This window comes from Paenibacillus sp. SRL342, from assembly GCF_984798905.1.
The window spans coordinates 6985562-7003870 of the sequence record NZ_OZ481790.1; the positions used below are offsets into that span (position 1 = coordinate 6985562).

The following is an 18309-nucleotide window of genomic DNA, read 5'->3' on the forward strand; positions in this document are numbered from 1 at the left end:
TTGCAACTATTTAGAGTATCCATACACAATAACCAGCCAGGATTATAACCCTAACAGCTCTCGCTTGGCTGCATCCGGATCATATACAACCTCAATCTCATGGTTGAAGATTAGTGTCGCACGATCCTGCTCATATTCAGGCCAGTTCACACCTGCAACTTCAGGTTGGCCATTCTTGGCAAAGGAAATCCAGGCATCCTGTACCTTGAGGGCAAGTGCTGCCGCAGCTTCATCCGGCTCCGCATTCATGAACTTGAGGACATGCAGTGTATTAAACACAAAGAACATTTCGATGCTGTGAATCGCTCTTTTTAACAAGGGATGTTCCGGCATCACCCAATCAAATCGATACATCCACACCGGGGCATATTTCTGTTGTGCCGCAGCATATTGCAGCGCTGACCGCCAGAAGAACATATCGGTCATGACTTGGGCTTGTCCATCTGCCGTTTTTGGATAACTATCGGCGATGGCTACCCGGTTGTCCAGATCTGGCGTCATAAAGTCTACGCCCTGAACCATATCGATTTCTTTTGAAAAAGGCACATGTGGCTGGATGAACAGTGCACCCTCGTGTAATGTCGTACCAATCAGCACCGGAATATCCTGCGCTGAGCCTTCGCTCACCGCCTGAAGTGGCACCTGTGGCAGTGTATGCCCATCCAATACAGGTTGGAACAACAATGCCATACCTGCACCGCTCTGCTGTTTGACCGTTTCACCCGCTGCAACAATCTGCTCTACAGGAATTGTATTTAACTTCTGCAGGTTGTCCCGGTCCACCCCAAGAATCTTTAACATCCCTTCCCGCAACGCTGAAGCTTGCTCTGCCGGCATGAACTGAGAAGCACCGCTCTCCATAATGGCACGTTGGAAAAGTCCTTTGGCCGCTGGCATCGCCATCAGTGCTGCAATACTCATGCTGCCTGCTGATTCGCCGAACACCGTAACTTGATCCGGGTTACCACCAAAAGCAGAGATATTATCCTTCACCCACTGTAATGCCGCAACCTGATCCAGCAGACCTGCATTGGATACATATGAATCATCCAATGGGGCCATGTGAAGGAAACCCAAAGGTCCGAGTCGGTAGTTGATTGTCACAACGATGACCTCACCCCGAACCGCTAACTGCGTACCATCATACATAGGCTGGCTACCTGAACCTGATACGAAAGAGCCGCCGTGAATCCATACCATGACCGGCAGTGGTTCCGCGCTTTTTTCCTTAGGCGCCCAGATGTTCAGATATAGACTATCTTCTGACTCATTCGGAAGTTCTGTCAGGCCTTCTGGTTGATGATTTCGAGGTTGTATATTCTCAGGTCCAAATTGAGTGGCCTGTCTGATTCCATCCCATGACTCGGGTTGTATCGGAGCCTGGAAACGTAATTCACCTACTGGGGGTTTCGCGTAGGGAATGCCCTTCCATACGCTTGCACCATGCAAAAGCTCGCCTTGAACTGTACCGTACTTCGTTGCAACTTGAAGTTCTTTCATATGCCGCCTCTACTTCCTCTCCATGAATAGGTTAGACTAACGATTAATAAGTTAATGTGTACTTATTTGAGTATAGTTTGTACGAACACCCATTTACAACTTTACCCAGTATTATATGCCCCTACTACGTTTCACGTGGAACTTTATGGGGTGGATGATCTGATACATACCTTTAAGATGGACACCAAAAAGGCCACCCTTTGAGCAGTATCATCAAATCTAACTTATCTTAATGATATTGACCCTTAGAATGACCCCTTCCCGTTGACTATCCTAATAACTAACCTTCTACAGGATAATGCACCGTAAACGCAGCACCCTCGATCCATTCACCCGTAACAAAGTTCCGTCCCTTCACAACCACTCGATCCTTATAAACCTCCACATGAAGTCCTTCACTGCCCTCCAGATGTTCATCCTGATCCGTCCAGAGATAACCTACAGACGACGCATTGAACATGGTTGGCATCTGGCCTGCACCATCGTACATCGTATGCTGTGCCTCCAGCTGCCAATGGGTGTGACCCGAGAACAGGATCGCTTGCGGGTATTTGGCTAGAACGGCCTTGAGTTCTGCATCCTGATTCACACCATACCAGCCTTGTTCCTTCATCGATCCTGCCACCGTATCCATAAGCGGCTGGTGTAAGAAGAGAAAGATCGGTTGATTCGGTGTTGCATGCTCAGACAATTTGGCATCCAGCCACGCCAATTGTTCAGCCGACATATCGCAATCCTTCGGATGAGGTTGCTCGGTGCCCAGGAAAATATAATGATACCCATCAATCCAATGGTCGTGGTAAGAGCCCCTCATGCCGGTTGTCCCTTCAAAATCACTTAATCGACGCTGCCATAACCCGGAAACTGTAATGGGGTCAACTCCTGAAGAGATCGCTCCCCCATCCTGGCCCTCCTGCTCCGTAGGTGCAGCAGACAACGTATAGGTTCCGCCCGATAACTGCTCAATCAGTGCAGCTGATTCAGCAGCGGTTTGTTTTGTGACCAGCTCCATATCTGCTTCCTGCTCCAACATGTCGGCTACTTCATCCTCTTTCAACTCAAGCAAAATGATCGGCGGATCTTGCCATACCACGGCTCCAATATCATGATTACCTACCGTGTACCGGATATCCGGCAAGTGCTCCGCATGTTGCTTCCATATACGTTGCAACTCACGGTACTCGCTCGGCAGACCTCGATCCGTCACATCGCCCACATGCATAATCCCACTGCTTCCCTGACTGAATGTAGCTATATCGGCTAATGCTTGCTCCAGATGTCGGTTATGAATGTGGTCTGCCTCGTCCCGTACATGCGTATCTGTAATGACTTGGAAGGTAGTAAGAGGTTGCTCAGGTGTATGTTCATTTTCCATCAAGAATCACTCCATTTCAGTCCAATAATGCCAATCAGAATAAAACCGATCCAGACCATCGACGTGAGCCGCAGACGTTCACCGAAATAGTAATGCCCTACGACGCCAATGAGTGTAATGCCCACGCCAGACCAGATCGCATAAGCTACAGCCAGCGGCATATACTTCACTGCAAAATTGAGGAACGTAAAGCTTGCGCCATAACAAACAAACATCATAATCGAAGGCCATAACCGTGAGAATCCATCCGATACTTTTAGCAAAATAGTAGCACTCAGCTCCAGTCCGATGGCCAGAGCCAACAGAACCCAGCCCAAGTAAGCGTGACTGTTCGTCATCGGCCAAGCCCACCATTCAGCAATTCATGGAACGATTGAATCGTTCTATCCGCCAAGCGGATTTTTCCCGGTTCTCCAATGCCAATCCTGTACCCCGCACCAGCGGTTCGTGCCATCTCCATATCTCCATCCGTATCTCCAATGACCACCGTATGCTGCACAGATACACCCAACCGTTCACAGGCAAGCAGAAGCATATCGGGAAAAGGTTTGCCCCGCTCCACCAGATCCGTACCAATCACCACGTCAAAAAAGGATTCTAGTCCCATCCACTGCAAATGTTTAATTGCACTTGGTGTATCATCTGCCGTCACTACACCCATAACCACGCCTTCGCTACGGCACTGTTCCAGGAATGCTTGAACTCCCGGTAACGGACGTGCTGGACGATGCTGCTCCATCTCTTCCTCCGCTCGCGCCAAGCATCCCCGAACCATAATCTTGGATTGCGCCCAGCTGAGGCCCGCACGATATCCATGCCACGTCAGCACGGCATACACTTCATCCATGGTTCCCATCGCAAGCGGCCCTCGCACGTCATACCCATTCATTCGGCCTTGTTCATCGTGGAATGTACCCCAGATCTGCGGAAGTTCCTCTGTGTTGATACGCAGTCCTCGGATTGCCAACTGATCTCTGAAGTCGTTCAACACACAATCGGTCCAGAATCCCCACATACCTGTAAAATCAAGCAATGTCCCGTCCTTGTCAAACAAAACGGCTTCAATCGGATTCGGTAATCCGTCCACATACGTCTCATCTTGCATTGGCTAAACTCCTTGTCTGCGATCTTGTATGAACAAAAAGGACGGTACAGCATGTACCGCCCTTTTCGCTTAATTCACATGCCTGTATACGATTATTATTTTGCTACACGATCCAGTTCCTTCTGCGCTTTCTCTTTCGCTTCCTTCAGCGCTTGTTCTGCTGGCATATTATTGATCTGAACCTGATCAGCTGCATCTTTCAATGCATCATTGATCTTGCCACCCGTTGGATCCTGGAATGGAGCCGAAGCGTGAGCTGCCTGTTGCAGTGGTACAGTGACCTGTGGATTTTCCTCACTGAATTTCATGAACTCTGGATCTTGTTGAGCCGATTGACGAACTGCGATATATCCGGTGTTCATGGACCATGAAGCTGTGTTCGAAGTCTCAGAGAAATACGTAAGCCACTTGTAAGCTGCCTGTTGTTGTTCAGGAGTTGCAGCTGACGGAATACCTGCCGAAATGGCACTGGCTACCGGTTTTCCTTCACCAACACCTTCCCAGCCTGGTTGTTGCATGGCAGCGACTACGCTAAAGTCCAAGTCCCCTTGGTCACCGCTAGATCCGGTATAACCTGCTGCTTTATTTTTCATCACATCATCAATCGTTTTGTACCAGTACTCCCAGCCCTGACCTCCATAGTGAATACCCATAATCTTGTCTTCGTTGATCCATTTACGGAACATGTCCCATGTCTCGAACCATTCCGGAGAGTCGATCATGACGGTTTTGCCATCGTCGCTAAGAATCTGTCCGCCCTTACCCAGCACGGCATCGATCATATTGTCTCTACCCCACATCGGTTCCCAACCATAGAAGGTGGTCTTGCCATTTTCTTGTTTGCTCATCTTCGCAGCCGCCTCAGCCAGCTTCTCCCATGTCGTCAGACTCGCTGGGTCGATTCCGTTCTCCTTGAACGTATCCATGCGGTAATACATGATCTGGGTTGTACCGTACATTGGCAAAAAGTATTGCTTTCCATCCACCTGTCCCTGGTTCAGGAATGTCTGAATGAAATCGTCTTTCTTAAAATTCGGATCAGCGGCAATCATCTCATCCATGGGTGCGTAATATCCTTTGCGTGCCCAGTCTATATTGGAGCTGAGTACAGCGGCTGGAACCTTCTTGGAAGCAATTGCTGCTTGCAGCTTCTGTTCCGTTTCCGTGTAATCTGCTTGTACAATCCCTTTTACAACGACTTCGTTCTGGGAGGCGTTGAACGCATCAATCGTTTTTTTCATGTTATCGCCCAGATTACCACCCAGACCATACCAGAATTCAATCTCCACCGGATCTTTCGCCTGAGCTTCGGTTCCACTGGCAGCAGCCGTCGTGCTTGATTCTGCAGGTGCTTGTGTTCCACAAGCCGTCAGTAGCGCAAAGCTGGTCGCGAGTACCAGCGACATGCCACCCTTCCAGTTCAACCTCAATCTCTTTTTCCATGTCATGCTTGCCTGACTCCAATTCATTGTCGTTCCTCCCGTTTTAGGTGAAATGTTGGTTTGCATAAATTGAACTAAGAAATATTTACACTAGCCACTCCAATGACAGAACAACCTTCCGATCGCTGTTATCCCCAGATTTTTTTGATTCCTTTTTATAAAGGTGAAATTCGGGGATAAAGGCGAGCGCTTCGCTTCTTCAGATTATTTCTGTCCTCTCCGTTTTGTGTAAATGTTTATTTCAATTTATATAGTAGGGTAGTTAATATCAGTTCTTGTTCACACCAGCCGTGATATTCACGCTCTGCATGATGGTCTTCTGGGTGAACAGGAAGAGAATAAGTAGTGGTGCGATCGTGAAGGCACTCGCAGCCATAATCTGTGGCCAAGCCAGTCCATATGCCCCACCTTCTACAAAGAAGCTGCGCAGACCAGCCGATACCAGCTGCAAGTCAGGGTCTTTGGTGATGAGCATAGGCCAGAAATAGTTGTTGTATTGTTCAATGAACGTAATCAGAACCATCACGGCGAAGCTTGAGCGAACAAGCGGCGTGATAATTGTCCAGAGAATCCGGAAGTGAGATGCACCGTCCAGCTGTCCGGCTTCCACTAATTCATGAGATACCTGCATGAACGCCTGCCGGATCAGGAAGATTGAGAACACGCTGACACAGTTGGATACAATTAAGCCTGTGTAGGAATCCAACAGGTTAAGTTCGCTAAGCACCAAGTAACTAGGCAGATACACGGCTGTACTCGGTATCATATAACCCACCAGAATCAGGGATGTCAGTACACCTTTGAGACGGAATTTCATATGTGTCAGGGCGTACGCCATCATACTGGAGTTGACGATCTGAAATAGACAGATGGCTAATGCTACCCCGGTACTGTTCAGGATGTAACGGGCAAATGGTGCCGCATTCCAGGCGTCTACATAGTTGCTCCACAGGAATGTCTCCGGCCAGAAGGTCGGCGGGAACTGCCAGATCTCATCATTGGTTTTGAATCCGCTAATGACCATCCAATAGAAGGGAAAGGCTGTACCCAGCGCGATAACGGCTAACAGGAGGTAGCGGATCATTTTACTTATTTTAAAATTGGTATGTGACACGTTCTGCAACTCCTTGCGCTTCATCCGTTTAGACTTTTTGTTGGGCAATGTCATTGTCATTAGTAGTGCACCAGACGTCTGCCAAGCAGGAAGGATACTCCCGAGAGCAACACGCAGATCAGAATAATCACAACGGCGATGGACGAAGCTTCACCTACGTTAAAGGATTCGAATGCAGACTGGTAATACATGTACAGCAACGTTCTCGTTGATCCCGCCGGTCCGCCCTGCGTCATGACATTAATCTGGTCATAGGCTTGCAAGGACTGGATTGTAAGAATAATCGAGAGAAAGAATGTCGTTGGTGAGATCAGTGGCAGTGTGATACTTCTGAACTTGTCCCAACCGTTGGCTCCATCGATTGAAGCTGCTTCGAGTAGATCGGACGGTAGATTTCGTAGTGCAACCAGATAAAATACCATCGCCCACCCAATTGACTTCCAAAGAGTAACGATGAGAACGGCAACCAATGCCCAGTCCGCGTCACGCAACCAGCCAATCGGAGATACACCAGCCCAGCCCAGCATGAGATTAGCAAGTCCCACTTCGGGCTCGAAGATCCAGGACCACGCAATGGACACCGCAACTGTCGGGGTGACCCAAGGTGAGAAGAGTAATGTCCGGAAGATGCCGGATGATTTGATTTTGCTATTCATGAGCATCGCAAGTGCCAATCCGCCCACAATGGTTGGGATTACACTCCCCAGTCCGAATAACAAGGTGACTTTCAGTGATCGATAGAATTCAGAGTTCGTCAGCAGATAACTGTAATTGTCTAATCCAACGAACAACTTGTCCGGGCTCATGAAGTCCCAATCGGTGAAACTGAGATAAACGATATATCCCAGAGGTCCCAGCCAGAAGATCAGCAATGGGATTAGAGCTGGCAGCGTGAATAGAACCGCTTCAGACTCCCTCCATAGTTTTAAACGCAAATCCCCCACTCCTTACTGTCCAATTTTTCTTTAATGATTGGGAATTTTTAAGTATAATCAGCTTTATATTTCTTCTGTACAAAATTGATTGTACACTTGTATTGAAAATTCTAATTCCGGCTTATGTTAAAATTGGAGCAAGTCATGTAAAATGTGAAATGAAAACAGGGAATCCCATCCATATACTAGAGGTGAGATTGTGGGAAATGACGCTGCCGAGGATCAGAACCATTCTTCGTTGTCCTATCGGCCTGAGCTGAGGAAAAAGGTAATTGGTGCGATTGCAAATACGATGGATCTTTACGGAGTCAATCATTCATTTGGTCAACTGTATGGCATTATGTATTTTGAAGATCGCCCTATGACGCTGGAAGAGATGAAAACATCCATGAACATGAGCAAGAGTAATATGAGTTATGCAGTACGTTCTCTTACCGAATCCCAGATGATCTATAAATTGGAGGAAAAACGGGAACGCCAGGATCAGTATCTGGCTGAAACCAACTTTTTCCGTACATTTCAGAACTTCTTCGGGGCCAAGCTTCAACGGGAAATTGACGTGATGCAGGAAAGCCTTGGCGAGGTCATTCCGGAGTTATCGGAGATTATTCTCGCCAGAACAACGCTGCCGGAGGAACGGGAAGACGCTTTGCGGGATTTGCATAAACTTCAGCATGCCGAGCAGTATTATGAGTGGTTGCAGGGATTTGTAGACCAACTGCGGGATGGTGTTTTTTTCAAAGACGCCTCACATGAGAGTGATTAATACAGCGTTGCGAAAAGATCTCCCATTCACGATCAATGAAACGAGCTTCTTACGAAAAACCAACACAAGGCCACCCCCAGGGGTGGCCTTCTTTGTTACACTCGTGGATTCGCAGGTGTTCAATTCGATCAAAATGTATACGTGCCATCTCGATCGCCCACGTTGTGCCGTCGCCAAGAATGCTATACAGTGCGGTCACGGAATAGCCAAGAGTACCTCTCACTTCTTTATGATGAACGTCCCACGGGAAAGCATCTACAAGCGATGTAACGCTTCTTTGCCTCCATCGGGCATAGCGTCTTAATTAGATTTTGTTCAGATTTTGTTCAGATGCACTTCGTTAAATTAAGGACATATCTATCAAACTGAAATTAAATCATGAGGAGGAAGTAGTAGGATGAATAAAAACACCGTATTATATGACAAACTTTTCAAAATAGCACTTGCTACAACGATAGCAACAAGCGCACTTACCGTTGTGGCACCGGACTATATAAAAGCGAGTGAGAATGGGGAAACTTTTACAGATATCAAAGTTGCTTCGGATTACTATGAATATGTGAATGAACTATTTGAGCGTGGTTTTGTTAGTGGTTATAAAGATGGTTCATTCAAGCCAGGAGGACTGTTAACACGAGCAGAAGCTTCTAAAATTCTAGCACTCAATCTAGGATTAAATGTTAATAAATCTTTTAATCCTACGTTTAAAGATGTTTCAACGAGTGACTGGGCATACCCATACATAGAAGCATTAAAAGAAGCAGGTGTTATCGATGGCTTCCAGGATGGGACATTTAAACCGAACTCACCTATTACACGAAATCAAATGGCAAAAATTATTGTCAATGGCTATGGTTTAGAACCTGCTAAAGAAATTAATTTACCATTTACGGATACACAATTAAAAAATAATTGGGCTGCTCCATATATTCAAACCTTATATGATCTAGGTATTACAACCGGACAATCCGCCCTAAAATACGGCGGAATTTCGACACTAACTCGTGGAGATATGGCAGCATTCACAATAAGATCCGAGAAAACAACAGATTATCGTGATAACCGCCAACCAGATGAGAAAATCATTTCTGAGATTAGCGGCAATAAAATGACTATGGGTGGTCAGGTATTTTACATCAAAAAAGAGCTTCAGCCATTACTTCATTCCAAAAATTTAGCAGCGTTGAATGAGGCGAATTTAGACTTTATCAAAATTGGCACAAAAATCATCGGTATTCGCAACCTGGAATTGACTAATGGAGGAACGGTGGATAACCCGTTAATATTAGATTTGGCAGGAGGTAATGTCGAAGCAAATATAACCATTGCGGGCGATTATATTAATCTGGCAAATGCTAATATTACTGGTGATATTACGATTAAAAAAGGTGACCAAAGGCAAATTGAATTAAATGGGCTTGCATTAAACGGAAAATTGATCATTGAAGGGGATGCAAAACGTGAGCAAAAATCAGTTATTAAGCTTACGAACACGACAGTAGATGAAGTTGTTGTGAATCGTGACAACACTGAAATTGTCACGAATAATGCTACACCATCTATTATGGTTGGTAATAATGTATCGGGTATCGAAGTTGCCGGTAAAATGAATTCAATCCATTTTAATGGGAATCAGAACGTAGTCGTCAAAGGACAGCTTGAAACAAACAATCTAACAATTGACACGCCAATAAAAGTAACGCTTGAAAACAAAGCCCAACTGTCGACAGTAGAAACGAAACAATACGGAAGTCAACTGATTGTGCCAAAAGACACTACAATTGATACTCTAATTAAGCCAGTAAATATAAAGCCTGAAGAAGCTGTGCAATACCCTGGAGGTATATCGTCAGCAATTAAAAATGTGACGAATACAGGGCAGGTAGAACGCTCTACCTCCCCGATCATTCCAACAACACCGACTGCACCTTCGAGTGGAGGCGGATTTACTGGTGGTGGATCTAATGGTGGCGGATCAACTGACGGTGGAAACAATGGGGGCGTACCGAATCCATTTGTTTCTCAAACTTTAAAAGCCAATAATATTGAAGATACAGACAACGAAGACCCACTTGCTGTAGGCATGATTGGTACAACAATTACATCAAATAATGAAACAGTCGCAACCGCTACCTTAAAGGATGGAGAAATCATCATCACATCAAAAGGTCCGGGTACAGCTACTATTTCAATTAAAGAAGATGCACCTTCCTTAAAAGAGTCACAAATTATCGTAACAGTAGATGCTAATGGTAAAATGACACATACGATTAAACGCCCTGTAGAGGTAATGCAAGATAAAATCAATGCAACACCAGCACCGGCTGCAGAGGTTTTGATAAAACTGTTCGAAGGTATGGATATTAAGGGTGTTAAGCCGGAAAATATCACAGATGTAACTACAGCAGTGAAAAAAGCGATTGCTGAAAAAGGGAAGCCTTTAACAGGGGATGAATTAAAGTTAGTAGTCGATACGGCATTGCTCCCTTCACTTATTAAAAAAGAAAACCCAAGCTTAGAGCAGGTATCTACTTCACTTGATTTAGTTACAGAGGGACCGAATGGTACAAGCTTTAAATGGGATTCAGCTACAAAAGTGGGCGACCATAACGCAAGCATTGATCTTTCAACAGGAAACGTAACGCAGGATGATGCGGATAATGAAAATGACCAAGTGACTTTAAAGGTTACGGCAACGAATGGAAATGCAACCAAGGAGGCTTCCATCGGAACGACAGTGTTAGAATCGAAAAAGCCATACCTGGTAAGTGCAATTTTAAATGATATGGATAAAGATGGTGATACATCTCCAGGTGATACAATTACATTCAAATTTAGTGAACCCGTTCGATATAGTGGGAACACAGAGGATCATAATATTGATCTGGAGCTTTTTGGAAAAGATTTTGTATTTGGCATGGGTGATGATATAAAAGCTGTTTGGTCTGAAGATGGGACAAGTCTTACAATGACAATCGGTGGAGACACTACTAGCCCTAATGTTTTCAAAGTCGGCTCTGAAATTTCCCTAGTCGCAGGCTCAGTAAAAGATGCAAATGGCGGGCAAAGTATAACCAATTCAGTTAAATTGCAGCATGTACCGTTTGATTATGAAATTGCTCAAAATGATTTAACAGGCGACTTTATTTGGGAGAATGGCGCAGTTGTCAGTGAAGCAGCTGGGAAAATAAAAAATTCGATTACTTTCTCACAGAATGGGGAACCGGTTGAAGGCTTGGAGATCTCATACACAGATGAAGACCTCGCGCAAGGTACCATCGCTTCAGGTTCATTTTCGCTCAAGTCTGTAAATGTTACAAAAAACGGTAATTTGCAAAAAATCACTTTTGCAGACGGGGAAACTCTTAAGGTTACCACTTCGACTGTTTTACGTGTAAAAGACAGTACGGAAGTAGTAAATAGTGTTAATCATAACTATGTGAAAAATGGTTTGGTAAAAACAATAACAGTGGATGACACTGTAACAGGTACTATTTCAGTTCTTGTTTCAGATCCTAAGGTCACTTTAGCTAACCCCGTTATTATTGACGGTCAGAATAAATTGGAATTTAAGGGTGGTTTGGGGGTCACAGTAAATCAGAATGAAGTTTTATTGAAAAATCTAAAGGTAACAGGTGGTTATTCCGCACAAAGTGGAGATCGTGGACCCGTTTATATTAGTGGATCAGCAAACGTTACATTTGATCATGTAACAGTTGATGCCCAAGCGGGTACTGGTGGTTACGGGTTTTCAGCGATTATATTAAAAACTGCGAATGCAAAACTAACAATCAAAGATACAAATATTCTACTTAAATTTGATAACAACCAGAATCCCGCTTATTACGCATATGGAATACGAGCTGATGCAGAAGGTGCTTCAATAGATATTATTAATTCTACAATCTCATCAAATGGTGCAAACGGTGGTTCTAGAGTTATTCAAACGGCCAAAAATGCTACTGTAAATATCGCTGATAGTAAAATAAATGTTGAAGCAAATTCTTCGTACACGGGTACCGTATATGGTATTAACTTGGGAGATGGCTCTAGTTTAACAACAAGTGGTGCAAGTGAAATTGTTGTCAAAGCTCCAGCCGCGAATGGATTTGGGATTGGAAATAATGTTAATTATACCAATTTGAATGTTTCGGATACCACTGTGTTTGATATAGACGCTGCTGCTTCTGGAAAAAGAAAAGCTCCGTATGAGTATGCACCTGAAGATTTAGCAGCACTTAATAATGCATGGGTAAAAATGGATGAAAGCCTAATTAAGGCCAATAATCCAACCTTACAGGAAGTAACCGAGGCTTTAAATTTACCAACGGATGTAGATGGCGTTTCAGTTGCATGGACTGCTGATACCGTTGATGGTGCAACAGTCAATGCTGATGGAACGGTTACTAGAAGCAGCAATGACGATGCGGATGATGTGGTGACATTAACAGCCACACTTACACACAATGGAATGACGAAAACGAAAGATTTCCAAGTAACGATTAAGGAAAATAAGGTTCCAACCATTACTTCAGCAGCATTAGTAGATGGTAATACCGATGGAAAAGCTAATGTGGGTGAGAATGTTGAGCTGACATTTAGTGAACCTGTAACTTTCAGTCAATTATCCATTGGTGACCAAGAAATCGATCCGGAATCGGGAGTTTGGTCGGAAGATAAGAAGACGTTGACTGTAACCTTAGCAGCTGATATTACAGCAGCTGGTACAGTAACTGTAAAGGTTACTAACTTAGAGGATGCGGCCCATAATACTAAAGATGAAAGTGTAGTGGAATTAACAGTGCCAAGTGCAATCGAGGCATTTAAAATGTCTGTTGTAAATAATACACAAAATGGTGCTGAACCTATAACGGTAACACAACAAGGAATTTATAAATTTACCGTTGATATAAACCTTACTACAAATGGAGAAGGATTTGCTCTAGATGACGTATATGTTGCTCAGGTTAGTGGAGGTGTCATGAAAAAAAATGAAACTCCAGTTGCAACTGAAAAATATGATACTGTTGTAGAACTTGGTGGAAGCCCATATACTATAGTAACGGTAACAGAAAAGGTGGCAAGTGGAATAGACCCAGAATTAACGTCCTCTATAAGATATGCTGGAAGCGCTGGGTTTAAAGCTACTACTATAAAGCCAAGTCTAATCCCTTCACCAGGATCACAACAAATTGCATCATTTACAGTATCAGATGTGATTGCGTTGGAAGGAACAACTACACGTAATCAAACCATTGCAATCACTATTGATGGAACGCCAGTTGAAAAAGTAATTACATTATCAAGGGAAGCAACGGATTCAACGCTTTCTGCAGCCATTGCTGAGGTATTTACAGATGCATTTCCGAATTACGCTATTACAGCTGAAAATAATAACGTAATTATTACTGCCAATGCAGAAGCTCAAAATGTAATCATTTCAGCAGAATTAAAATAATATCTGTATCTATGAAATGAGCTAAAGTAAAACATCCCGTCCAGGATCTTACCTTGACGGGGTGTTTTTGATATGAATATAAATCTTTAAGAATAGGCTCCGTTGTTCAGATTTTGTTCAAGCGCAATATGATAACATTCCAAAAGGAGTTGATTGAAAAAAACATTAACAATATGATGAGAACATCATATTAATTCAATCATATATGGAGGCATGATAATGAAAAGGAATATCCTAATCATTGTGAGTATTATCATGCTGTTTGTAAGTGTCTTTTCACTTGGCAATTGGCATTATCTTACCAGTAACCATCCCAAAATTGTACATGATGGAATTGTAAAAATAGATACGGAGCAGTTACAAAGGACGGTTAAGTTGGAAGGTGATTGGGAATTTTACCCAAACGTCCTAATTGCATCTTCCGAAAAACTGGATAGCTATCAGAATAAACGAATTACACTTGATGTACCATTTCATTGGAAAGAGTACGTAGAACCCAATAAAGAAGGAATTTCAGTTGGGACCTATCATGTTAGGATTCATGTACCGACAGAGGGATTTTACGGTTTGTTTATACGGAATATTCGTCAAGCAAATCGTGTGTTTATAAATGATGTGGAACTAGGAGCGAGGGGGAAAACAAGCACTGTTTTAAGTGAATTTGGATCCGAAAATGATGATAAATATACCGTATTTGCTCGTAGCGAACATAAAGAGCTGGATATTATTATTCAAGTATCCAACTATAATTCCCCACAGGCAGGTATTGTCTATCCTATTGAATTTGGGACGATGGGAGCCATTCAGCAACAATATCGTTGGAAGGTATTTTTAGATTCATTCGTATGTATTGGGCATGTGGTATTCGGAATCATCTATATCTTTACATTTTTACAGAATCGGAAACGCAAAGAAGAACTGTTCTTTGGTCTTTTTACCATCTCATTAGGACTTTATATGTCATTTATTAACCAAAAAGTGTTCTTCCTATTATTCCCTGACATTTTACCTGCCAATCAATTGCGATTGCAGCTCAGTATTATTCCGATCGCGCTAATAGCTTTAACACTGTTTATTCATTCCATGTACCCGCAAGTACAAAAAAGAAGAACGATATATTTGCTTATGATTTTACTAGGCATAGTAATTGTTTTTTATGGTATTTATAACCCGATTACCCAAAATCACAGGGCTTCTTCAGATTTGGAGTTGTTTCTGAGAAAAATAGCCTATATCTGTGTTACGGCTCCAGTCATATTCTATAATCTATGGGCTCTTATTAAAGTAACAATACAACGTCTAGAAGGCGTTCGTTATGTTCTAATTGTGATTTCAGCGATTTGTTGTTATAGCATTTTACTGATGTTTAACTTTATTATGGGGATTCCCATAGATTACACAGAATTTGCATTATTTCTACTTATATTATTCGGGTTTGCTTCATTATTAAATTTCCGTGCGAACCAGGCTATTTTGAAAGTCCAGGCACTATCAGAGGAATTGCTTGCACATAATCAAATGAAGGATGTATTTTTACTGAATACTTCGCATGAATTACGCACACCCCTTAACGGTATTTTAAATTTATCGAAATCCTTAATGGAAGGAGCTCAGGGACCCTTAAAACGGGCTCAACAAGAGCAAGTCATTTTAATTCATAGTGTTACTCAACGTTTAGGACATTTAGTAGAGGATTTGTTGTTCTCTTCAAATCAAATGACCGGAGAAGTAAGAGTTGCCCCACGTAGTGTTCCACTCTCTGTTATTACTGAAGTCGTGTTGGAAGTTCGCAGTGTGATGCCAAAGAGTCATCAAGTAAGTGTTACTGCAGAAGTAGACTCGGAATTACCGAATATATACACGGATGAATTACGTTTTAAGCAGGTTCTATACAACTTGCTGCACAACGCTATTAAATATACAGAAGTTGGGGAAATTGCTGTGACAGCCTATGTCCATCAACATGAGATGGTCATCCAAGTAAGAGATACAGGCTGTGGTATTCCGGCACACATGATTGATCGGATCTTTGATGCCTTTTACCAAGGAAATAATCATCATACAAAAGAAGGGCTCGGTTTGGGATTAAGTATTACTAAAAATATTGTCGAAAAGTTAAAAGGTGCGATTTATGTTACAAGTACATTAGGAGAAGGTACTACATTTACATTTACAATGCCACTGGCCACTGACGAACAGATAAGCATTGAGCAATCATCTACAATTACCGGGCATAGAGCTAGAGAATTACAGCTTCAATTGCCTCTCATCTATAAAGGAAATAATAAAAAAATACTTGTGGTAGACGATAACCATGTCAATATAAAGGCTTTAGCTGAGGCACTAAGACTTAAGGGATATACTGTAATTGCAGTAGATAATGGTTTCGATGCAGTAGATTATATTAAAACCAATCAGGTAGATTGTATGTTAATAGATTTAATGATGAATGGAATGTCAGGTTATGAGCTATGTAAGCGAGTACGAAAACAATATGATATGCTGGAATTACCGATTATTATCTTAACAGCGATCATGAAGCAGTCTGATTTAGTGTTATCTTTAAAAGTTGGTGCAAATGATTACTTACAAAAACCTATTTTAATGGATGAACTATTTATTCGTATTGAATCTCTGTTAGCCGTCCGTCAATATTCAATTGATGCAATTGAAGTAGAAATGAATTATTTGTATTCACAGGTCACACCGCATTTTGTCTACAACACGCTGAATACAATTATTGGTTTAAGCTATACGGATATGGACAACACCCGTGAAGCACTCTACTGTCTGGCGACCTACTTCCGTGCCAAACTTAATGTCCATTACCGAAATAGCTATGTCTCTGTTGAAGAAGAGATGGAGCTTGTCAAGGCATACTTATATATTGAAAAGATGCGTTATGGTGATCGTTTAAATATAAAATATGATATTGATGAATCCATTCAATTAATGATTCCAGCACTATCCATTCAGCCATTAGTTGAAAATGCTGTTTTCCATGGTATCTCTAAGAAACAATCAGGCGGTACAATTGAGGTAAGTATTCAACGGGAAGGGCAATTTGTCCGAATTAAAATCTATGATAATGGTGTAGGTATTCCCGAGGAAAAACTTCAGAAGCTGATAAATGAAGAAAGCACACGTATTGGGTTTATGAACCCATTAAAAAAATTCAAATTAATGAAAAATGCAAGTTTACGTTTATACAGCGAGGAAGAAAAGGGAACAACTATTGTCATTTTATTACCAGAGGGTGGTGGAGCATGAACATAATTATTGTTGATGATGAAAAAATGGCAATCGATGTATTAAGCATTATGATTAAACGGCTGACACAATTCCAGGTTACAATCAAGGGGGCATTTACAAATGCAGTAGATGCCCTTCGCTTTCTGGAGAAAGAGGCCATTGAACTTGTCTTTTTAGATATCGAAATGATCGATATGCACGGTATGCAAATAGCTAGACAACTGTTACAAAAATACCCATCCTTACAAATCATTTTTGTGACAGCACATGCGCAATTCGCAGTGGATGCTTTTGAAGTGGAGGCAACCGATTATTTATTAAAGCCTGTACATGAAAAACGGTTGATTACAGCGCTAACAAAAGCACAGAAAAAATCGCAATTACAAGTTAAAGCGCCCCGTAATAATAAAAAGAATCTTTTATACGCTCATACTTTAGGCAGTTTCTATCTTCTTGATACTCAGCAAGAGGTAGTAAAATGGCGTACAAGGAAAGTACGCGAACTTTTCCTATTCTTATTATTTAATCAAAAAGGACCAATGTCGAATGCCATCATCTCTGAAGAATTATGGATAAACTTGGACTTTGAAAAGGCCTCAAGTAATTTACATACCTCTATTTATCAATTGAGAAAGCTTTTAAAAGAAAAGGGAATACAAGACCCGATTCAATTGGTAAATAATCACTACCAATTAAATGTTGAAATTGAAAGTGATTATGAGGAGCTCAATCAATTGCTGGAACGGGAAAAACATGATGAAAAGTCTATTCAACAGTTAATTAATTGCTATGAGGGAGATTATTTGGTGGAGGAAGAATACCTATGGGCTATTCAAATAAGACTCCGGTTAAAGCAGGGTGTACTGCATACACTTGAACAATATGTCACAAGCACAAACTCAATTAATTCCTTACTCAAATTTAATTGTTTACAAATGATGCTAGAATTGGATGAATTCAATGAGCAATATATGTTTTTATTATTAGAATTCTTAATTGAACAAAATAAAAAACAAGATTGTTTAAAATTCTTTGAAACTATACAAGCCAAATTAGCTGAAATTGGTCTCAATGTTCCCGAAAGGATTCATAGAAGATATAACGAATATTTGGTCAATGTATAAATTAAAGTAAAGACTAAGATAACGATGATGTGAAAAGCTTCAATACAGGCATTGTCACAACAGATTTTTCCGAGTTTGCTACGGCACACTTTGGAAGCATACTGATCTCCACGATCCAAATGGTGAGTGAGTCCCGATTCACATCTTCTCCACTTGAAAGTCCGTTAAGCTCCGTACGTAAACTAAAAAAAAACAGCTCAGTGAGCAATGATGTATCCACAAGACTTGTTCTGGTTAT

Annotated in this window: 11 protein-coding genes; 4 read left to right on the forward strand and 7 right to left on the reverse strand. The window is 42.2% G+C overall.

Translation table 11 applies throughout. From position 1 onward, the window contains the following. Window positions 1–42: 42 nt before the first annotated feature. The 7 genes from AC4E8D_RS30995 to AC4E8D_RS31025 form a co-directional block, all read right to left on the reverse strand. On the reverse strand, window positions 43–1500 hold the full coding sequence (locus tag AC4E8D_RS30995; RefSeq protein ID WP_490205660.1) for a carboxylesterase/lipase family protein: 1458 nt from the start codon (window positions 1498–1500) through the stop codon (window positions 43–45). Between the two features lie 280 nt (window positions 1501–1780). Then, window positions 1781–2875, reverse strand: a complete 1095-nt coding sequence (locus AC4E8D_RS31000) for a metallophosphoesterase family protein (RefSeq protein ID WP_221820058.1) — start codon at window positions 2873–2875, stop codon at window positions 1781–1783. Next, window positions 2875–3213, reverse strand: a complete 339-nt coding sequence (locus tag AC4E8D_RS31005; RefSeq protein WP_062836644.1) for a DMT family transporter — start codon at window positions 3211–3213, stop codon at window positions 2875–2877. The genes AC4E8D_RS31000 and AC4E8D_RS31005 overlap by 1 nt, the downstream gene beginning before the upstream one ends. After that, window positions 3210–3980, reverse strand: coding sequence for an HAD family hydrolase (locus AC4E8D_RS31010; RefSeq protein ID WP_449003646.1), 771 nt, complete (start codon window positions 3978–3980; stop codon window positions 3210–3212). Before AC4E8D_RS31010 ends, AC4E8D_RS31005 begins: the two co-directional genes overlap by 4 nt. Before the next feature lie 95 nt (window positions 3981–4075). Further along, a complete protein-coding gene (locus AC4E8D_RS31015) occupies window positions 4076–5449 on the reverse strand; it encodes an ABC transporter substrate-binding protein (protein WP_490205661.1) in 1374 nt (457 codons plus the stop codon). Between the two features lie 241 nt (window positions 5450–5690). Then, complete coding sequence (locus AC4E8D_RS31020) at window positions 5691–6506, reverse strand: carbohydrate ABC transporter permease (RefSeq protein ID WP_248278243.1); 816 nt, start codon at window positions 6504–6506, stop codon at window positions 5691–5693. A gap of 89 nt (window positions 6507–6595) precedes the next feature. Next, the gene (locus tag AC4E8D_RS31025) at window positions 6596–7471 is read right to left on the reverse strand and encodes a carbohydrate ABC transporter permease (protein ID WP_340014999.1); all 876 of its coding nucleotides are present in this window, start codon (window positions 7469–7471) and stop codon (window positions 6596–6598) included. Window positions 7472–7670: 199 nt separating this feature from the next. On the opposite strand from AC4E8D_RS31025, the gene AC4E8D_RS31030 reads away from it, so the two are divergent. The 4 genes from AC4E8D_RS31030 (at window position 7671) to AC4E8D_RS31045 (ending at window position 18071) form a co-directional block, all read left to right on the forward strand. After that, window positions 7671–8237: a GbsR/MarR family transcriptional regulator gene (locus AC4E8D_RS31030; RefSeq protein WP_449003644.1), complete on the forward strand. Its 567-nt coding sequence runs from the start codon at window positions 7671–7673 to the stop codon at window positions 8235–8237. A 397-nt stretch (window positions 8238–8634) separates the two neighbouring features. Continuing rightward, the gene (locus AC4E8D_RS31035; RefSeq protein ID WP_490205662.1) at window positions 8635–13695 is read left to right on the forward strand and encodes an S-layer homology domain-containing protein; all 5061 of its coding nucleotides are present in this window, start codon (window positions 8635–8637) and stop codon (window positions 13693–13695) included. Between the two features lie 219 nt (window positions 13696–13914). Next, complete coding sequence (locus AC4E8D_RS31040) at window positions 13915–16965, forward strand: ATP-binding protein (protein WP_490205663.1); 3051 nt, start codon at window positions 13915–13917, stop codon at window positions 16963–16965. Next, window positions 16962–18071, forward strand: a complete 1110-nt coding sequence (locus tag AC4E8D_RS31045) for a response regulator (protein WP_490205664.1) — start codon at window positions 16962–16964, stop codon at window positions 18069–18071. Before AC4E8D_RS31040 ends, AC4E8D_RS31045 begins: the two co-directional genes overlap by 4 nt. Window positions 18072–18309 lie beyond the last annotated feature (238 nt).